At 58.6% G+C, this 17330-nt stretch carries 10 protein-coding genes; 6 read left to right on the forward strand and 4 right to left on the reverse strand.

Going from position 1 to position 17330, the window contains the following annotated elements:
• The first annotated feature begins 201 nt into the window (after nucleotides 1-201).
• The 3 genes from J2T09_RS03030 to J2T09_RS03040 all read left to right on the forward strand — a co-directional run bounded on the left by J2T09_RS03030 (nucleotide 202) and on the right by J2T09_RS03040 (nucleotide 6295).
• On the forward strand, nucleotides 202-4386 hold the full coding sequence (locus J2T09_RS03030; protein WP_306830953.1) for a hypothetical protein: 4185 nt from the start codon (nucleotides 202-204) through the stop codon (nucleotides 4384-4386).
• A 146-nt stretch (nucleotides 4387-4532) separates the two neighbouring features.
• On the forward strand, nucleotides 4533-5678 hold the full coding sequence (gene glf / locus J2T09_RS03035) for a UDP-galactopyranose mutase (protein ID WP_306830955.1): 1146 nt from the start codon (nucleotides 4533-4535) through the stop codon (nucleotides 5676-5678).
• Nucleotides 5675-6295: a class I SAM-dependent methyltransferase gene (locus tag J2T09_RS03040; RefSeq protein WP_306830958.1), complete on the forward strand. Its 621-nt coding sequence runs from the start codon at nucleotides 5675-5677 to the stop codon at nucleotides 6293-6295. The genes glf and J2T09_RS03040 overlap by 4 nt, the downstream gene beginning before the upstream one ends.
• 6 nt (nucleotides 6296-6301) lie before the next feature.
• Here J2T09_RS03040 and J2T09_RS03045 read toward each other — a convergent pair whose 3' ends face one another.
• On the reverse strand, nucleotides 6302-7378 hold the full coding sequence (locus J2T09_RS03045) for a siderophore-interacting protein (RefSeq protein WP_306830961.1): 1077 nt from the start codon (nucleotides 7376-7378) through the stop codon (nucleotides 6302-6304).
• 51 nt (nucleotides 7379-7429) lie between these two features.
• A complete protein-coding gene (locus tag J2T09_RS03050) occupies nucleotides 7430-8209 on the reverse strand; it encodes an ABC transporter ATP-binding protein (RefSeq protein ID WP_306830963.1) in 780 nt (259 codons plus the stop codon).
• Between the two features lie 200 nt (nucleotides 8210-8409).
• Here J2T09_RS03050 and J2T09_RS03055 point away from each other — a divergent pair, with 200 nt between their 5' ends.
• Both J2T09_RS03055 and J2T09_RS03060 read left to right on the forward strand, forming a co-directional pair.
• Nucleotides 8410-9291 (forward strand): helix-turn-helix domain-containing protein, encoded by an 882-nt coding sequence (locus J2T09_RS03055; RefSeq protein ID WP_306830964.1) that lies wholly within the window; start codon nucleotides 8410-8412, stop codon nucleotides 9289-9291.
• A 167-nt stretch (nucleotides 9292-9458) separates the two neighbouring features.
• Entirely contained in the window at nucleotides 9459-11576 is a 2118-nt protein-coding gene (locus J2T09_RS03060; RefSeq protein ID WP_306830966.1) for a TonB-dependent siderophore receptor, read from the forward strand.
• A gap of 66 nt (nucleotides 11577-11642) precedes the next feature.
• On the opposite strand, the gene J2T09_RS03065 is transcribed toward J2T09_RS03060, so the two are convergent.
• Complete coding sequence (locus tag J2T09_RS03065; RefSeq protein ID WP_306830969.1) at nucleotides 11643-13523, reverse strand: glycoside hydrolase family 15 protein; 1881 nt, start codon at nucleotides 13521-13523, stop codon at nucleotides 11643-11645.
• Between the two features lie 72 nt (nucleotides 13524-13595).
• Complete coding sequence (locus tag J2T09_RS03070; protein WP_306830971.1) at nucleotides 13596-15353, reverse strand: chloride channel protein; 1758 nt, start codon at nucleotides 15351-15353, stop codon at nucleotides 13596-13598.
• 411 nt (nucleotides 15354-15764) lie between these two features.
• Here J2T09_RS03070 and J2T09_RS03075 point away from each other — a divergent pair, with 411 nt between their 5' ends.
• Nucleotides 15765-17294, forward strand: a complete 1530-nt coding sequence (locus J2T09_RS03075; protein ID WP_306830973.1) for an ABC transporter substrate-binding protein — start codon at nucleotides 15765-15767, stop codon at nucleotides 17292-17294.
• The last annotated feature ends 36 nt before the right edge of the window (nucleotides 17295-17330 follow it).

The following is a 17330-nucleotide window of genomic DNA, read 5'->3' on the forward strand; positions in this document are numbered from 1 at the left end:
GGCAGATTTGGGCAAAAGCTGCGCGGGACCGCATGGTCGTGTCCCCGGCTGCTGCCGCGTACCCATGCGGTACGTTTTCCGTTTTCGCGGCGCGCAAGTGTCCGAAAAGCGATCAGGGTCCGGTCGTTAAGATGCAACCCAATCCCAAAAGGGGCAATTCAGCAGTTGATGTTTCACTAATTTATCGAACGGGGATGAATGATGTCGGAAAATCATACAGTGGTCAGTGCTTCCACTTTCGTGAACTCCATTGGTATCAACACCAAGGGATCCACCTATAGCGACGGCTACAAGAATTCGAGCCTGATCGTCGAGAGCCTCGAATATCTCGGGATCGGCAAGGTGCGCGATTCCTTTGCCGAACATGGCAAGGCCTCGCCAATCATCGATGCCCTGGCGGATGCCGGCATACAGTTCGATTTCCGGGTGACCTACACGCTGCCGGCCAAGGGCGACGAGGGCATCGAGGGCCATATCGCCGGCCTCAAGGCATTCATGGCAAAACATCCCGGCTCCGTCATTGCGGTTGAGGGTGTCAACGAGGCCAATGTCAACAGCGTCACGTTCAACGGCGAGGTCGGTCTCGATGCGGCCATCGCCTTCCAGAAAGCGCTTTACACGGCAATCCGCGCCGAACCGGAACTGGATGGCGTGACCGTTATCAATCTCAGCCTCGCCTACGACAATCTCGCCGATTACGCCAAGCTTGGTGATCTCGGTGACTATTCCGATGCGGCCAACGCCCACACCTACACCCATACCGGCAAGGTGGCCGACGGGCAGGTGGAATATACGCTGGGTCTCGCCCAGGGCGCCTCTATCGGTGACCGCCTGATCGTCACCGAAACGGGCCACACGACGCTTAAGACCGAGCCCGGCATCGGCACGACCCAAACCGCCCAGGCAAAGCTGCTGCTGTCGGACCTGCTGCTGTCTTACGAAAACGGTGCGTCGGAAACCTATATCTACGAACTGTTCGACAACGAGGCGAGCCGGCCGCGTGGCGAAAAGGAAGTCTATTTCGGCCTGTTCGAGCAGGATGGCACACCGAAGGAGGCAGCGATTGCGCTGCACAATCTCACGACCATTCTCGGCTTTGGCGATGACGGCACGGCTGATGGCGTGCTCGATGTCGATTTCACGCTGACCGGCCAGCCTGCCGACACTCACACGATGCTGATGGAAAAGTCGGGTGACGTCTATGATCTGGTCGTCTGGCGGGATGCACTGGTCTTCAACGACATCACCGATACGGATATCGTCAATCCACCCCAGACCGTTACCGTCAATCTCGGCCGTGTCGAAAGCATCATCCGCGTTTATGATCCGATGCAGGGCCTGACGCCGATTGCCGTCTATCAGAATGTCAGCGAGTTCACGATCCCGCTCAGCGACAGCCCTCTCATCATCGAGGTCGGCGCGCCCGAGGCCGTGCATGAACCGGTCACCACGGTCGATGCCGATCTCACCATGACGGCTGCCGATTTCGTCTCGCAGATGCACAAGCTCGATGATGCGCAGGGCCTCGAAACCGTGACGCTGACGGATGGCAATGTGCTTGCCGTCTCTTCTGTCGAGACCATGGCCTACATGATCGCCAATTACGGCGCGCTGCTTTCCAAGGTGCAGAGCGGTTTCTCCTTCTCCGTGACTTACGGCGAAGCGCAGTGGACGAAAGTGCAGGAGTTCGATTCAGCCGGCAAACTGACGCTGACGACGGATTATGGCATCGATGGCGGCATCCCGGTCAGCAAGGTGATGTATTACACTGACGGTTCGCACGAGACCTGGAATTATTACATCAAGGGTCAGGACTTTGCCACGATCCATCAGAAGTTCGATGTGAACGGTAATCTCACCCTGCTAGAGCGTCTTCATGAGGACGGCTCGTTCAATTACCGCGAAATCCGTTCCGCCGACGGTACCAGGGAGTACATGTATTACGATGCCGCCGGCAAGCTGGTGAACGATGTGACAGTGACGCCTGATGGCACCAACACGACGCTGATCTATGATCCTGTAACCGGCAATCTCCTCACCAAGATGGTGAAGGAGGCCGATGGCGATATTTTTACCACCCAATATACCAACGGCGTGCGCACGGTTTACGCCGTCACCAGTCATGAAGGCTGGAAACAGCAGATCACCTATGACCCCACGACCGGCGAGATGCTGACCGATTATGTCTTGCAGGCCAATGGCAGTGCCTCCAACAAGACCTATGTCGATGGCGTGCTGACCAAGCTGAACACCAAGAACGCCGATGGCACCTTTGACAACTGGTCATACAACATCAAGGGCCAGGCCTATGAGACCATTCACCAGAAGAATGATGCGGCCGGCAATATCACGCTGATCGAGCGTCTGCGTGCCGATGGTACCTATGAATACCGCGAGGTTCGCGCGCCTGACGGTTCGAAGGAGTTTTTCTATTACAATACCGCCGGCAAGCTGGTGACCGATGTGCAGGTGGCGTCAGATGGCACCAGTACGACCTTTACCTATGATCCGGCCACCGAGCAGGTGATTTCCAAGGTCGTCAAGGAAACCGACGGCGACATCTTCACCTCGCAATATGTCAATGGCGTGCGCACGCTTTATGCCGTCACCAGCCATGAAGGCTGGAAGCAGCAGATCACCTATGATGCCAAGACCGGTGTCATTCTAGTCGATTACAAGCTCAATGCCGATGGCAGTGCCGTCAACAAGACCTATGTCGGCGGCGTGCTGACCAAGGAAAACACCCAGAATGCCGATGGCACCTATGACAGCTGGAACTACAACATCACCGGCCAGACCTATGTGACCATCCACCAGAAGAGTGATGCCAATGGAAATGTCACGCTGATCGAGCGCCTGCATGCGGATGGCACCTATGATTACCGCGAAATCCGTAGCGCCGATGGCGCCAAGCAGTATCTCTATTACGATACGGCCGGCCGTGTGCTGAACGATGTGCAGGTGGCGGCCGACGGCACCAACACCACGTTCAAATACGATCCGTCCAGCGGAGCCGTGATTTCGAAAATGGTCAAGGAGCCAGATGGCGACCTGTTCACCAGCACCTATGTCAACGGTGTGCGCACGCTTTACGTCGCCACCAGCCATGAGGGCTGGAAGCAGACCATCACCTATGATGCCAAAACCGGCACCATGCTGACGGACTACATCGCCAATGCCGATGGCAGCGCGACGAACAAGACCTATGTCGGCGGTGTGCTGACCAAGGTGAACACCCAGAATGTCGACGGCACGCTGGACAACTGGACCTATAACATCACCGGCCAGACCTATGTGACCGTGCACCAGAAGAACGATGCGGCCGGCAATATCCTGCTGATCGAACGGCTACACACCGACGGCACCTATGATTACCGCGAGGTGCGCTCGACCGATGGTACGCGCGAATACATGTATTACGACACCGCCGGCAGACTTCAGAACGACGTGACGGTGGCGCCCGACGGCACCAACACGACGCTGAAATACGATGTGGCCAGCGGTGACATGGTCTCGAAAATGGTCAAGGAGCCGGATGGCGACCTGTTCACGACCACCTACACGGACGGTATCCGCACCGGTTACACCTATGTTGGCCACCTCGGCGACAAGCAGACGACGACCTATGACAAGGCCGGCGTGATGCTGACCGATTACGTGCTCAACACCGACGGCAGCGCGACGAACAAAACCTATGTCGGCGGCGAGTTGATGAAGCAGAACATTCTGAATGCTGACGGCACGATGGACAACTGGGCCTATAACGTCACCGGCAAGACCTATGTCACCGAGCATCAGTCCACCGATGCGAGCGGCAAGATCCTGCTGATCGCGCGTTTCCATGAGGATGGCTCCTACGATTACAAGGAGCAGCGTTTTGCCGACGGATCGAAGGACGTCAGCACCTATGATGCCAAGGGCACGCTTCTCTACAATTCGGAGATCGAGGCCGATGGCTCGCGTGTCGTGCATGCCTACAAGCAGGATGGCACGGGCCAGATCTGGAGCGACCATATGAGCGCCAGCGGTACGATCCTGTCGCGGGACATTACCCATACCGACGGCCGCCACGATCTCTATGCCTATGCCAACGGCCAGACGCTGGATGGTGGTGCGGGCAACGACACCTTCTACTTCCGCACCACCAGCGACGGAAAGATGCTCTATGAAGGTGGCAAGGACACGGTGTTCAACTTCAACAACGATGCCAGCGGTCCTGATTACATCGATATCGACAGCAGCTGGGCAGCGAGCTTCGATGACCTGAACATGAGCCAACAGGGCAATGACGTTCTGATCACCTTCAACGACCAGAACTCGATCCTGATCAAGCAGTCGACGATATCCGCCCTGCAGCAGCATCACGACTATTTTGTCTTCAGCTGATCATTGCTGAACCGCCGACATCCGGACCCGTCGCCACCTCATGTGGCGGCGGGTTTTCTGTTCATGGATTCTTGGAAGCGACAAGAGTGGCTTTGCCATGCGCCTGTCCGCCCTTATGGTCGATGCCGATAAAGGCGGGCGGGTATATGAGTTTTTCGAACCACGACATCATCATCGTCGGTGCCGGTTTTTTCGGTGCCACCATTGCCGAGCGGGTGGCGAACGAGCTTGGCAAGCGCGTTTTGCTGATCGATCGCCGCCACCATATCGGCGGCAATGCCTATAGCGAGAACGACCGCGAAACCGGCATCGAGGTGCACAAATACGGTGCCCACCTGTTCCACACGCCGAACCGTGTCGTGTGGGATTATCTCAACCGTTTCACTCAGTTCACCGATTATCGCCACCGGGTCTTCTCCGCCCACAAGGGACAGGTTTATGCGATGCCGATCAATCTCGGCACGATCTGCCAGTTTTTCGGCAGGCATTTCAGCCCTGATGAGGCGCGGGCGCTGGTGGCGGAACAGGCGGCCGAACTGAACGGCCGAGAGCCGCAAAACCTCGAGGAAAAGGCGATCTCGCTGATCGGCCGTCCGCTCTACGAAGCTTTTATTCGGGGTTACACGGCAAAACAGTGGCAGACCGATCCGCGTGAACTGCCGGAAAGCATCATCACTCGCCTGCCGGTGCGCTACACATTCGACAACCGTTATTTCAACGACCCTTACGAGGGCCTGCCTGTCGATGGTTACACCGCGATTTTCGAGCGCATGCTGGGCAATCCGCTGATCGAAACCCGGCTCGGCACCGATTATTTCGATGTGAAGGCGCAGATCCCCGAAGGCGTTCCCGTCGTTTATACCGGCCCGATCGACCGTTATTTCGATTATCGCGCCGGCGAATTGAAATGGCGCACGGTCGATTTTGCGCAGGAAGTGTTATCCGTCGGCGATTTCCAGGGCACGGCGGTGATGAACTATGCCGACGAGGACGTGCCTTATACCCGCATCCTCGAATTCCGCCATTTCAATCCCGAGCGCAATTACCAGAGCGAAAAGACGGTGATCGTGAAAGAGTTTTCGCGCTTTGCGACGCGCGCCGACGAGCCCTATTACCCGATCGACACAGTCGAAGACAAACGCACCTACCTTGCCTACAAGACGCTGGCCGAACAGGAAAAGGGTGTGATCTTCGGTGGACGGCTCGGCACCTATCGTTATCTCGACATGCATCAGGCGATTGCGGCGGCACTCAAGTCCTTTGAGAGCGAGGTCAGGCCGGCACTGACATGAGTGCTTTTGCCGAGGATTTCATTCGCACAAACCTGCGCGTCGAACCGGCGCGGTTCTTGCCGGAAATCTCTCTTTATGCGGCGCATCCCGGCAGTCGTTTGAGTCTGCTGATCGGGGATGAGGGCGAGCCGCCTTACTGGGCTTATGGCTGGGCCGGCGGCACGGTTCTGGCGCGGCATGTGCTGGATTTTCCCGAGACGGTGCGGGGCAGGCGGGTGCTCGATCTCGGTTGCGGTTCGGGTGTGGTCGGCATCGCGGCGGCAAAGGCCGGTGCCGTGCGTGTCACGGCGTCGGATATCGATGCCAACGCGCTTGCCGCGACCCGGCTCAATGCGGCGTTGAACGAGGTCGATATCGATCTTGCGGAAGGTGATCTGATCGGCGGTCCGCTGCCACAGGCCGATATCGTTCTGGTCGGCGATCTGTTTTATGATCGTGAGACGGCTGAAAAGATGTTGCCGTGGCTACAGGCTTGCCGGGCGGCGGGCAAAACCGTCCTGATCGGCGATCCTTTTCGTGCCCATCTGCCACAGGATAGTTTGCGGCTTGTTGCTTCTTATGATGTGCCGGATTTCGGGTCCGGCAGTGGCAGGGCAGGCGTGTTTAGCCTGCCCTGACGACCGTCAGGCCCTCACCTTCGGCTTCTGCCAATAGGCGCTGATGCTCATCCGCTTGCGGTCGTGACCGCGATTTTTCAGAAAATCACGGATGGCGCGGGCCTCGGTCTTTTCGCAGCCGCCCCAGATATAGGTGCCTTCGGGTGCTGCCTCGGCGGCTTCCTTCACGCGGGCTTCCAATAGACGCATCGTGCCGGCCTTGCCGCCATTGCGGTGCAGCCAGTTGATTTCGAGCGTCGCCGGGGAGGCAAGCTGCTGTTCTTCCGCAGCATTGTCGATCTCGATAAAAACGCGGATCGTCGAGGTTTTTGGCGCTTCCGCCACCATGCGGGCAATCGCGGGCAGGGCGGCTTCGTCACCGGCCAGAATGATCGAGCGGGCATGCGCCACGCCATCGCCACCCGGACCCATGATGCCGATCACATCGCCCGGCTTGGCCGAAACGGCAAACTCAGCACCCGGCATCGGTTCGCCATCGCCCTCATGCAGCACGAAATCGATATCCAGCTGGCCGCGCTCGCGATCGACGCTGCGGATCGTATAGATGCGCACGGCGATATCCTTTTCATCCGGCCATGCCACGCGGCCATCCGGGCGCATGCTGGGCCAGACCACAGGGCCATTATGCTGCGGGATCAGCAGGCGCACATGCAGGCCGACACCGATGAACTGCTCGACATTGCGGCAGGAGACCGTCACGCGGCGCATATGCGGCGTGATCTCCGTCGTCTCGACCACGGTTGCCTCGCGAAAACTCGGCAGCGCATCCGGGTTCGGTTCTTCCGCCCAGATCAGTTCCAGCGGTTCATCGCCGGCAAATTCAAACAGATGTTCGGCAATCATGCTGCGGGCCGACACGATGAATTTCTGGGCCGGGCAATCGATTTCGATGGCGAGCTTGTTGTCGACGATATCGATATCGGCATTGCCGATGATGGTAATCAGTTTCGCGCCGTTCTCGCGGCGATGCACATCGGCATGCTCGACAAAATGTTCGCAGATCTCCTCCAGCATGCGCTGCGGATCGGCAGGGATGGCGGTGCCGGAGAGGGTAAAACGTTCAGCCATGGGCATCATGGTCATGGGCGCGCATCCTTCGGAGTTGAAACAGGTGAGGTGGGCATGGCCGGCACCTTAAAGAAGATAGCTGACCGGTTCCTGGCGAACCGGATGCATGAACACGCCCATGCCGATACCAAAGATGTCCTGCAGCATGTCGGAGCGGACGATCTCGGACGGTTTTCCACGCGCAATGACGCGGCCGTTGCCGAGCGCCACCATGTGGTCGCAATAACGGGCGGCGAGGTTGATATCGTGCAGAACGACGATGACGGTCAGGTTCCGCTCGTGGCAGAGGTCATGCACCAGCGAGAGCACGCTTGCCTGATGCGAAAGGTCGAGCGCCGATGTCGGCTCGTCGAGCAGAATGCAACGGGCATCCTGCGCCAGCATCATTGCGATCCAGGCACGCTGGCGTTCGCCACCCGACATGCTGTCCACCAGCCGGTCCTCGAAACGAATGAGATCGGTGCGCTCCAGCGCTTCATCCACCTTGGCGCGATCGGCATCGGAAAAACGCCCGAGCGCGCCATGCCAGGGAAAACGCCCGAGCGCCACCAGTTCGCGCACCGTCATGCCATCGGTCTGCGGCGTGAATTGCGGCATATAGGCGAGATGGCGGGCAAATTCACGATTGCCCCATTCATCGGTCGCCTTGCCGTCCCACAGGATATTGCCGGCGGTGGCGCCGATCTGGCGGGCGATGATTTTAAGAAGCGTGCTTTTGCCCGATCCGTTCGGCCCCACGAGGCCATAGACATGGCCCGGCTCCAGCGACAGATCGATATCGTGCAAAATATCCTTGCCGGTAGCCGAATAGTTGATGCCGGAAAGGGACAGAAAATTCTGGGTCACGCAAAAACTCCGGGCGGATACGGAAAGGGCGGAAGGGTGATTTCCCTTCCGCCCAGGCTTCCTGCAAAACCTTTCCGCAAATGTCAACTTACCAGGTCTTGCTGACCTTGAAAGTGATGGTACGGGCGTCGCGGATTGCCAGTCTGACAAATACTTGATAAAGAAATGAAGGTTTTTAATAAGAGGCACCCGAGAGGCCGATGACATTCCAGCCACGGATGCAGAACAGGATCGAAGGCTTTGCCGTCGGCAGTCTGCATCGTCGCGCCTGGAACGGCATTGTCGCCGACCTCTGGGATGTAGAATGCGGCGCCTATGCCGGCGGTCATTACGTTGCCCGCGATCCGCGTCTCTTCATTCTGCTCGATCACAGCGGCAGCGGCCGCCCCATGATCAAACGCTCACCCAATGATGGCGGTGGACAGCAGGACAGACGGGTCAGTCCGATTTCATATGTGCCCGCCGAGATGGAGTTGTGGGTCGATATCCAGGGTGTCGAGCGGCTGCGCCATCTCGATCTGCATTTCGATGCAAACAGCATCGGTCGCCGATTGATGGACGAGATCGATCCCGATCGGCTCAATCATGCCAACCTGCTGTTTGCGGATGCCGGCATCATGTCGCTGGCGGAACTCATCGCCGCCGAGATTTCCAATCCGACGCCGCTGCATGATCTTTATGGCGACAGCCTGTGCCTGGCGCTGATCATCTCGGCGCTGAAGATCGAAAAGACCAATACCCGCAAACGCAGCGCCCTTGCTCCATGGCAGTTGCGCCGTGCCACGGAATTTATCGATGCCAACTGCCTGCGCGGCATCCGGCTGGAGGAACTGGCGGAGCTGACCGGCCTGTCGCAGTCGCATTTCAGCCATTCCTTCAAGGTTTCGACCGGCATGGCGCCGCACCAGTGGCAGATGAAGGCGCGGCTGGACAAGGCAAAGGCGCTGCTGACCGGTTCCGACCACGCTTTGACAACGATTGCCGCCGAGACAGGTTTTGCCGATCAGGCGCATTTCACCCGGGTTTTCCGACAGCATATCGGCACGACGCCGGCGCGCTGGAAGCGGGCGCAGACGGCGTGATCCGGTTTGGTTTGCCCTTTTGGCAACACCTTCACAGGCATTTGCTCATACCGTTCAAATTTGCCCAAGAAGCTTCAATTTTCAACGATCGCGGCAATCCGCAAACCCTAATTTGAGTTAACAGCTCAACTTATAAAGTAGGCCAGTGAGGGCATTGAGGGGTGCAAATGCGCAAGCATTCGAAAATTTTGAACACGGGTATGAAGGCGTCGGCCGCCGCGATCGCGATCATGGCAGCCTGGCCGGCTGCCGCGCAGGACGCGACGACCAATCTTGCACCGATCGTCGTGCAGGCTGATGGCCAGGAAAACCCGAAGGGCCCGGTAAAGGGTTATGTTGCCAAGAGCAGCGCGACGGCGACAAAGACCGGCACGCCGATCGTCGAGACGCAGCAGTCGATCTCCGTGGTGACGAAGGACCAGGTGGAAGCTCAGGGTGCCGATACACTGGGTGAAGTACTGGAATATACGCCGGGTGTTGTCGGAGAGGCGTTCGGAGCCGATGGTCGCTTCGACAATCCGCTGATCCGTGGTTTTGAAGCCGGGCAAAGCCAATATCTGAATGGCCTGAAGATCATGCGCACGTTTGGTGCGACGTCGACCGAAATCTACGGCATGGAGCGTGTTGAAGTTCTGCGCGGTCCGGCTTCCGTGCTTTACGGTCAGGGAAATCCGGGCGGCCTGATCAACATGGTGTCCAAGCGTCCGCAGTTCGAACCGCTCCGCGAAGTCGGTATCCAGGGTGGCAGCTACGACACCTTTGGTTCTTTCTTCGATTTCAGCGACCGGATCGGTGAGTCAGATGTTGCCTATCGTCTTACCGGTTTTGGCCGCATCGGCGGACAGCAGATCGATGATCTTCAGAACGATCGTTATTTCCTGGCACCGGCATTCACCTGGAAGCCGGATGAAGATACCAGCATCACATTGCTGACCAGCATCCAGCATGACAATCCGGATGCCCCGTCCAACCTGCCGGCATCGATGTCGCTTTATGGAAACAAGCTTCCGCGTGACTTTTCCGTCGGCGATCCGAGCTTCGACGATTCCGATCGAACCGTCGTAAACATCGGTTACGAGATCGAGCATCGCTTCGATGAGGTGTGGTCGTTCCACCAGAACATGCGCTATTCCAATCTGAGCTGGGAATATCAGTCGTTGAGCTACTCCAGCCTCGACGCCGATGGCATCACGCTCAACCGCAACGCGCTCTATCAGGATGAAAATCTCAATACCTATAATCTCGACACGCGCGTCCAGGCCGAATTCGATACCGGTGGTGTTTCGCATGATGTCGTCATGGGGCTGGATCTGCGTTATTTCGATAACAACACGCTGACGGAATTCGGAACAGCGCCGCCGCTGAACACACAGAATCCTGTCTACGGAACCTCGTTCCCGAAGAGCATCTGGTATCGCTCCGACGTCGATTCAAAGCTGTGGCAGGCCGGTCTCTACATCCAGGATGAACTGAAGTACGAAAACTGGCGTGCGACTTTGGGTCTGCGTCAGGACTGGTCCGGCGTCAGTGGCGAACAGAAAAATCCCGGTGTCACGTCTCTTGACCAGAATGACCACAAGCTGACGGGCCGTGCCGGCCTCAGCTACCTGTTCGACAATGGCATTTCGCCTTACGCAAGCTACGCGACGTCGTTCGAACCAGTGGCTGTCACCGACGTCGGCGGCAATCCGCTCAAGCCGACAACGGGCGAACAGTTCGAGGTCGGCGTCAAATATCAGCCGGTCGGCTTCGACGGCTTCTTCAGCATTGCCGCCTTTGATCTGCGCCAGAAAAACGTGGCCGTTGCCAGCACGGTGGGCGGCATCACGGTTTATGAGCAGGTCGGTGGCGTCAAGGTGCGCGGAATTGAAGTCGAAGGTGTGGCAAGCCTCGCCGAAGGCCTCGACATGCGCGCTGCCTACACCTACTCGGACGGCGAAGTCGTCGGCGATATCAATGCCGGCAATCGTCCGGCCCGCCTTCCGGAACATTCGGCAAGTCTTTGGCTGGATTATACATTCCAGCCGGATACAGCGCTGGAAGGCTTCGGCTTCGGCGGTGGTGTCCGTTATCTCGGCCAGCGCTACAGCGATGTGGCCAACACATTCGATCTGCCGAGCCTTGCCCTGTTCGATGCGTCCATTCACTACCAAAAGGACAATATGAAGGCGTCGCTCAATATCGAAAACATTGCCGACAAGAACTATGTCGCCAGCTGCGGCTCCTTCGGTTGCGCTTATGGCGACGGCAGAACCTTCATGGGCAAGCTGACCTTCACTTGGTAAGTTCGGACGATCTCGATTTCAGCAGGGCGGGGTTTTCATCCCGCCCCGTTTTCGTTTCGGCGCTTCTCACGCCCGCCACTGCCCATACCGCCCGTCCAGCGCCCGATCGAGATAAAACGCCGCGCTGATCAGCGCGAGATGGGTAAAGGCTTGCGGGAAATTGCCCAGAAAATTGCCCTTGCAGTCGAACTCCTCCGCGTAAAGCCCGAGATGATTGCCGAGCAGAAGCAGCTTTTCGAAATTGAAACGGGCTTCCGGCAGGCGGCCGGCGCGGGCCAGGCATTCGACATACCAGAAGGAGCAGGTGGCGAACGCGCCTTCATCACCGTCCAGCCCGTCGGCATCCTTGTAGCGCATCACCATGCTGTCATCCGCCAGCTGTTCGCCGATCACGTCGAGCGTCGATAGCCATGCCGGATCGGTGGCGCTGATGAAACGCACCAGTGGCATCATCAATATGGCGCCGTCCACTTCCGTCGAACCCTTGGCCTTCACAAAGTGCTTTTTTTCGTCATTCCAGAAATTCTGCCAGATATCTTCATTGATGGCGTTGCGCGCCTCGATCCAGCGGCCGAAGGGGGCGGCAAGCGAACGTTTTTGTGCCAACCGGATGGCACGATCCACCGCCACCCAGCACATCAGTCGCGAATGCAGGTGCTCGCGGTCCTCGCGGCGGATTTCCCATATGCCGGCATCCGGCTGCTGCCAGATCTCGCAGACATGGTCGACGACATCGCAGATGCCCAGCCAGTCTCGATGTGAAATGGCCTCGCCGTATTTGTTGGCGATATAGATCGAGTCCAGCAGTTCGCCGTAGATATCGAGCTGCAATTGCGTGGCGGCGCTGTTGCCGGCGCGCACCGGCTGGGCGCCGCCGTAACCGGCCAGATGTTCGAGGTCAGCCTCCTGCACTTGGCGGCTGCCATCGAGCTTGTACATGATTTCCAGCCGGCCACAGTGGGAGATATCGGCGCGGTCTGATACCCATTTGGTGAAGGCGGTCGCCTCTTCCTGATAACCGAGCCGCATCAGAGCATAGACCGTGAAGGAGGCGTCGCGGATCCAGCTGGCGCGATAATCCCAGTTGCGGTTGCCGCCCGGCGCTTCCGGCAGGCCAAAGGTTGCGGCGGCGGCGATCGAGCCGTGTTGCTTTGAGGTCAGCAGTTTCAGGGCCAGCGCCGAGCGGTTGACCGCCTCGCGCCAGCGACCGCGATAGCTGGAATGGCCGGCCCATTGCTGCCAATATTTGATCGTGTCCTTGATCTGCGCTGTGATGTCGTCGGTTGAGAGGCGCTTGTCCTTCGCATAGTCTGCGGTGATGTCGTCCAGCACGAAATCGATCTGGTCGCCGGACTTGAGGTCCAGTTCCGCTGTGACTTCGCCATCGCCGATATCGAGCGCGATATCCGTCTGCAGCCGCATGGCAAAACCGTTGCCGTCAGTGAAAAGGACATAGCCGTCTCCCTGTTCGACGGTCGGCACGTTGCGGGCATAATCGGTGCGAGGCCAGCATCTCAGCTTCAGTTTCGCCTTGCCGCGCGTGACCCGCAGGCGACGGATCAGGCGGCACTTGAGCGCGCCATCCGGGGCCAGAAGCGGCATCAGGTCGACGATTTCGGCACTGCCGGTTTCACCCAGCCAGCGCGTCAGAAGGACATTGGTATCGGGGATATACATCTGGATCGGGCGGGCACCGGGAATGACCGGGGTAAGGTCAAAACCGCCGCCGTTTTCCGGGTCGAGCAGGGCGCAGAAAACGCTTGCGCTGTCGAGATCGGGCCAGCAGAGGAAATCGATCGTGCCGTCGGTGGCAACCAGTGCGGTGGTTTTCAGGTTGCCGATCACGCCATGCTGCGAAATCGGGCGCGGAATGTCTTCCGTATGTTTCGATTTCCGGGCCGTTTCCGCTGCATCGGCCCGGCCGCCGTTTTCATCGATCCGCTTCATGCGCTTCCCTTTCGTTTGGCGGGAAAACGCGGAGAGAAGGGCATCGGTTGCAAACCGAGCAAGGCTCGAAAATCAGATACTGTCGCCCACCATTTCACGACGGCGCAGTTCCAGTTCTTCACTGTAGCGGCGCAGCGTATGGCTTTCGCTCAACTGGCCGACGACCTTGCGTTCGATCATGTTGTCTATGACGGCGAGCGCTTCGCTCTGGGTCTTTTCGAAAATGGCGGCTGCCTGTTTGGCATTCATCTGCGTTTGCAGCACGTCATTCTTGAAGCGGATGTATTTTTCGAGGCTCTCTTCCTGATCGCCGGCATCCGTCAGCAGGCCGTGGACTTCGGGCACGAGGATCATGCCGGCATATTTGCCGCTGTCGTCGGTGAGGATGACACGTTGCGTTGCGCCGAGCGGAAAGTCGCGGCGGAAATCGCCGAGCGACATATCTGCCCGCGCCGTCTTCACGTCCGAGCGCATCATCCGGCCAACGGTGAGGTTGCGGATCCAGCCGACATCGTGGGCGCTGCGGATGCTTTCGCCGCGCAGATGGAAACGCCATGTGGCGAACGAGTAACCGAAGGTGGTGCGCACGATCAGCGACGAGGTGATGACGGCGGCAAGCACCAGCGCGGTGATCGGAAAGTCGCCGGTCAGTTCCAGCGCCAGAAAGGTCATGGTCAGAGGCCCGCCGATAATGGCGACGGCAAGCGCGCTCATGCCGACAATGGCGAGCACGACCGGGGCCAGCAGAACGAGGCCGATGGCTGCGGTGGAGAAGGCAAAGATCTTTCCGAGCAGGGCACCAAGAAACAGCGAGGCGAAAAACAGGCCACCACGGAAACCGGCGCCGATGGAGATGGCCGATGTTGCCGCCTTCATCAGGAAGATCGCGATAAGGGCAGGCAGGGCGACGTCATGCGCGAGATTGAGATGCAGCGCGCCATGGCCGCCGGACATGACCTGTGGGCTAATCATCGCGAACAGGCCGACAACGATGCCGCCGAGCGTGGGGCGCAACCATGCGGGAATGGAGCTTTTGCGGGAAAGCTCCTCGATGGTGGCGACGCCCTTCATGAGGACGATGCCGACGCCGGCGCAGCAGGCGCCGAGAATGATGGCGGGGACGAAATCACCGGGCGAAACGCTCTGCAGCATGCCCATTTCGACGATGAAACTGATGTCGATGAACTGGCGAGCGACCAAAGTCGCGACAAGTGCCGAAACGACGACAGGGGCGAGCGATGCTGTGGTGTAGGAGCCGATCACCAGCTCGAACGCATAAAACGCGCCGGTCAGCGGTGCGTTGAAGGCCGCGGAAATGGCCCCGGCGGCTCCACAGCCGACAAGGATGCGCATATCGGCGCGGCGCAGCGACAGTTTTGTGCCGATCTTGGAGGCAAAACCCGCGGCAAGCTGGGTGTAACCGGCTTCCAGCCCGACCGAGGCGCCAAAACCATTGGAGACGAGGTTCTGGTAGACGATGATAAAACTGTCGGTGAGCGAGAGCTTGCCGCCATGCAGCGCGTTGGCCTCGATCGGGTCGACCATAGGGCGCTTGCGAAAACGGGCGAGCACCAGAATGGTGATACCCAGAATGATGCCGCCGACGATGGGGGCGGAGAGAAGCAGGATCGTATTGCCGATCTCGGACGAACTCAGTCTTTCGCCATCCTCGACGCCAAATATGCTCTGGTGCATGGCGGTGGCAGCGAGGTTCATCGCGGTGACGACAAGGCCGGAAATGACGCCGATCGCAGCGGCAATGAAGATGATGCCCCATTCGTTGCGGCGCACGAGAATGCGCAGATCCAGCCCTGCCAGAGTGCGCCACACTATTCGCAACCGTAGAGACGCCTTGTCCGAAATGCCTGTGTTTCGAGGAAGAACCTGTTCCTGAACTTGCGACTTTACCTGTGGCTGCTGGGGCGGCGGCGTCATTACGGTAACCTGGGGCTAGGCCCATTGGATGCGAATAAGGATATGCGGCGACGGGATAAGGCAGGACTTAGGCGATAAACGCCATTTTCAAGCCCGTGGCCACCCCACAAAGCAGTCAAATGCGGCGAAAGATCAACAGCCCGATGAGGCCGCGACCGTTTCCGCCGCAAATGTGATGCCTCATTCATCACGTTGCGATCACGCCTTCGCATGGAAACGGAGGATTGACAGCCCGGTCGCTTGAGTTATTCTGTTATAAAAATGCACATAACATAATAATGGAATATCAAAAACCGGGAGCCTATCATGAGACTGAAGCTCGCATTCCTTGTTGCCACGGCGCTTATCGCTGCACCTGCTTTCGCAGCCGCCCAGGAAAAGGGTGGTGTCATCAACGTCGCGACGATCGGTGAACCGCCGACGCTCGACCCGATGGCCTCGACCGCCGATCTGGTCGGCATCGTCACCCAGCACATGTTTGAAACGCTCTATACGTTCGACAAGGGCTGGAAGACCGTGCCGCTTCTGGCCGAAAGCCTGCCGGAGATCAGCGCCGACGGCAAAACCTACGTTATCAAGCTGCGTTCGGGGATAAAATTCCATGACGGTTCCGACATGGCGTCGGACGATGTGGTTGCATCGCTGAACCGCTGGGTGAAGGTGGCATCGCGCGGCAAACAGGCGGCGTCTTTCCTCGACAAGATCGAGGCGACCGATGCCTCGACCGTGACGATCACGCTGAAACAGCCCTATGCGCCGCTCGTGTCGCTGCTCGCCTTCAACAATTCGGCGGCGATCATTCTTCCGGCTGAAAAGCAGGACGAGCCGATGAAGGAATATATCGGCACCGGCCCCTACATGCTGAAGGAACGCAAGGCCGACCAGTATATCCAGCTGGCCCGTTTCGACGGTTACAAGTCTCGCGGCGGCGAGGCCGATGGTTATGGCGGTGCGCGTCATCAATATCTCGATGAAATCCGTTTCGTGCCGGTGCCGGACGCCAATACCCGCGTCGAAGCCGCCGTGTCCGGCCAGTATGATTATGTCGACCAGCTGCCGGTCGAATCCTTTGCCAAAGTGGAAGGGTCTTCGACCACCGAGCCGGTCGTGCTGAAACCGTTCGGTTATCCGGTCTTCGTGTTCAACACGGCGGAAGGTGTCGCCAAGGATGTCGCCATGCGCAAGGCGATCCGTCAGGCGCTGAGCATGGAAGACATGCTGGCGGCCGCTTTCGGCAGCACCGATTTCTACGCGCTCGACGGCAATATCTACCCGAAGAATTTTGTCTGGAGCACCGATGCCGGTGTCGAGGGCAATTACAATGTTGCCGATCCGGAAGGCGCTGCGGAAGCGGCCAAGGCTGCCGGTTACGACGGCGAAAAGCCGATCCGCATCCTCACCAGCCGTCAGTACGAATTCCATTACAAGATGGCGCAGGTGGCGGCCGAGTACCTGAAACTTGCCGGCTTCAAGGTCGACATGCAGGTGGTGGACTGGGCAACGCTCACCCAGCGCCGCGCCGACAAGGGTCTTTGGGATATCTACATCACCCACAGCCCGTTCCTGCCGGAACCTGCGCTGATCGGCTCATTGGCGCCAAGCTCGCCGGGCTGGTGGGATACGCCTTTGCGCAAGCAGACGGTCGAAGCCTTCTCGGCCGAGTCCGATCCGGACAAGCGCCTTGCGCTGTGGGCCGATGTGCAGAAGGCCATGTATGAGGAAATCCCCTACATGAAGATCGGCGATTTCAACGCCGTCGCCGCTAAGAAGACGACGATTGAAGGCGTCGAGGCTGCTCCGTGGCCTTACTTCTGGAATGCTTCGATCAAGAAGTGATCCTTTTCGAGGAGCCCGGTGGCCGCTTCACGGCGG

Origin of the sequence: Neorhizobium huautlense (assembly GCF_030811685.1) — a bacterium.
Classification (GTDB): Bacteria; Pseudomonadota; Alphaproteobacteria; order Rhizobiales; family Rhizobiaceae; genus Neorhizobium; species Neorhizobium huautlense_A.

Excerpts from the sequence above, each read along its gene's own strand:
- J2T09_RS03030 (WP_306830953.1), top strand. The coding sequence starts at position 202 with ATGTCGGAAAATCATACAGTGGTCAGTGCTTCCACTTTCGTGAACTCC.
- glf (WP_306830955.1), top strand. The coding sequence starts at position 4,533 with ATGAGTTTTTCGAACCACGACATCATCATCGTCGGTGCCGGTTTTTTC.
- J2T09_RS03040 (WP_306830958.1), top strand. The coding sequence starts at position 5,675 with ATGAGTGCTTTTGCCGAGGATTTCATTCGCACAAACCTGCGCGTCGAA.
- J2T09_RS03045 (WP_306830961.1), bottom strand. The coding sequence starts at position 7,378 with ATGACCATGATGCCCATGGCTGAACGTTTTACCCTCTCCGGCACCGCC.
- J2T09_RS03055 (WP_306830964.1), top strand. The coding sequence starts at position 8,410 with ATGACATTCCAGCCACGGATGCAGAACAGGATCGAAGGCTTTGCCGTC.
- J2T09_RS03060 (WP_306830966.1), top strand. The coding sequence starts at position 9,459 with ATGCGCAAGCATTCGAAAATTTTGAACACGGGTATGAAGGCGTCGGCC.
- J2T09_RS03065 (WP_306830969.1), bottom strand. The coding sequence starts at position 13,523 with ATGAAGCGGATCGATGAAAACGGCGGCCGGGCCGATGCAGCGGAAACG.
- J2T09_RS03075 (WP_306830973.1), top strand. The coding sequence starts at position 15,765 with ATGAGACTGAAGCTCGCATTCCTTGTTGCCACGGCGCTTATCGCTGCA.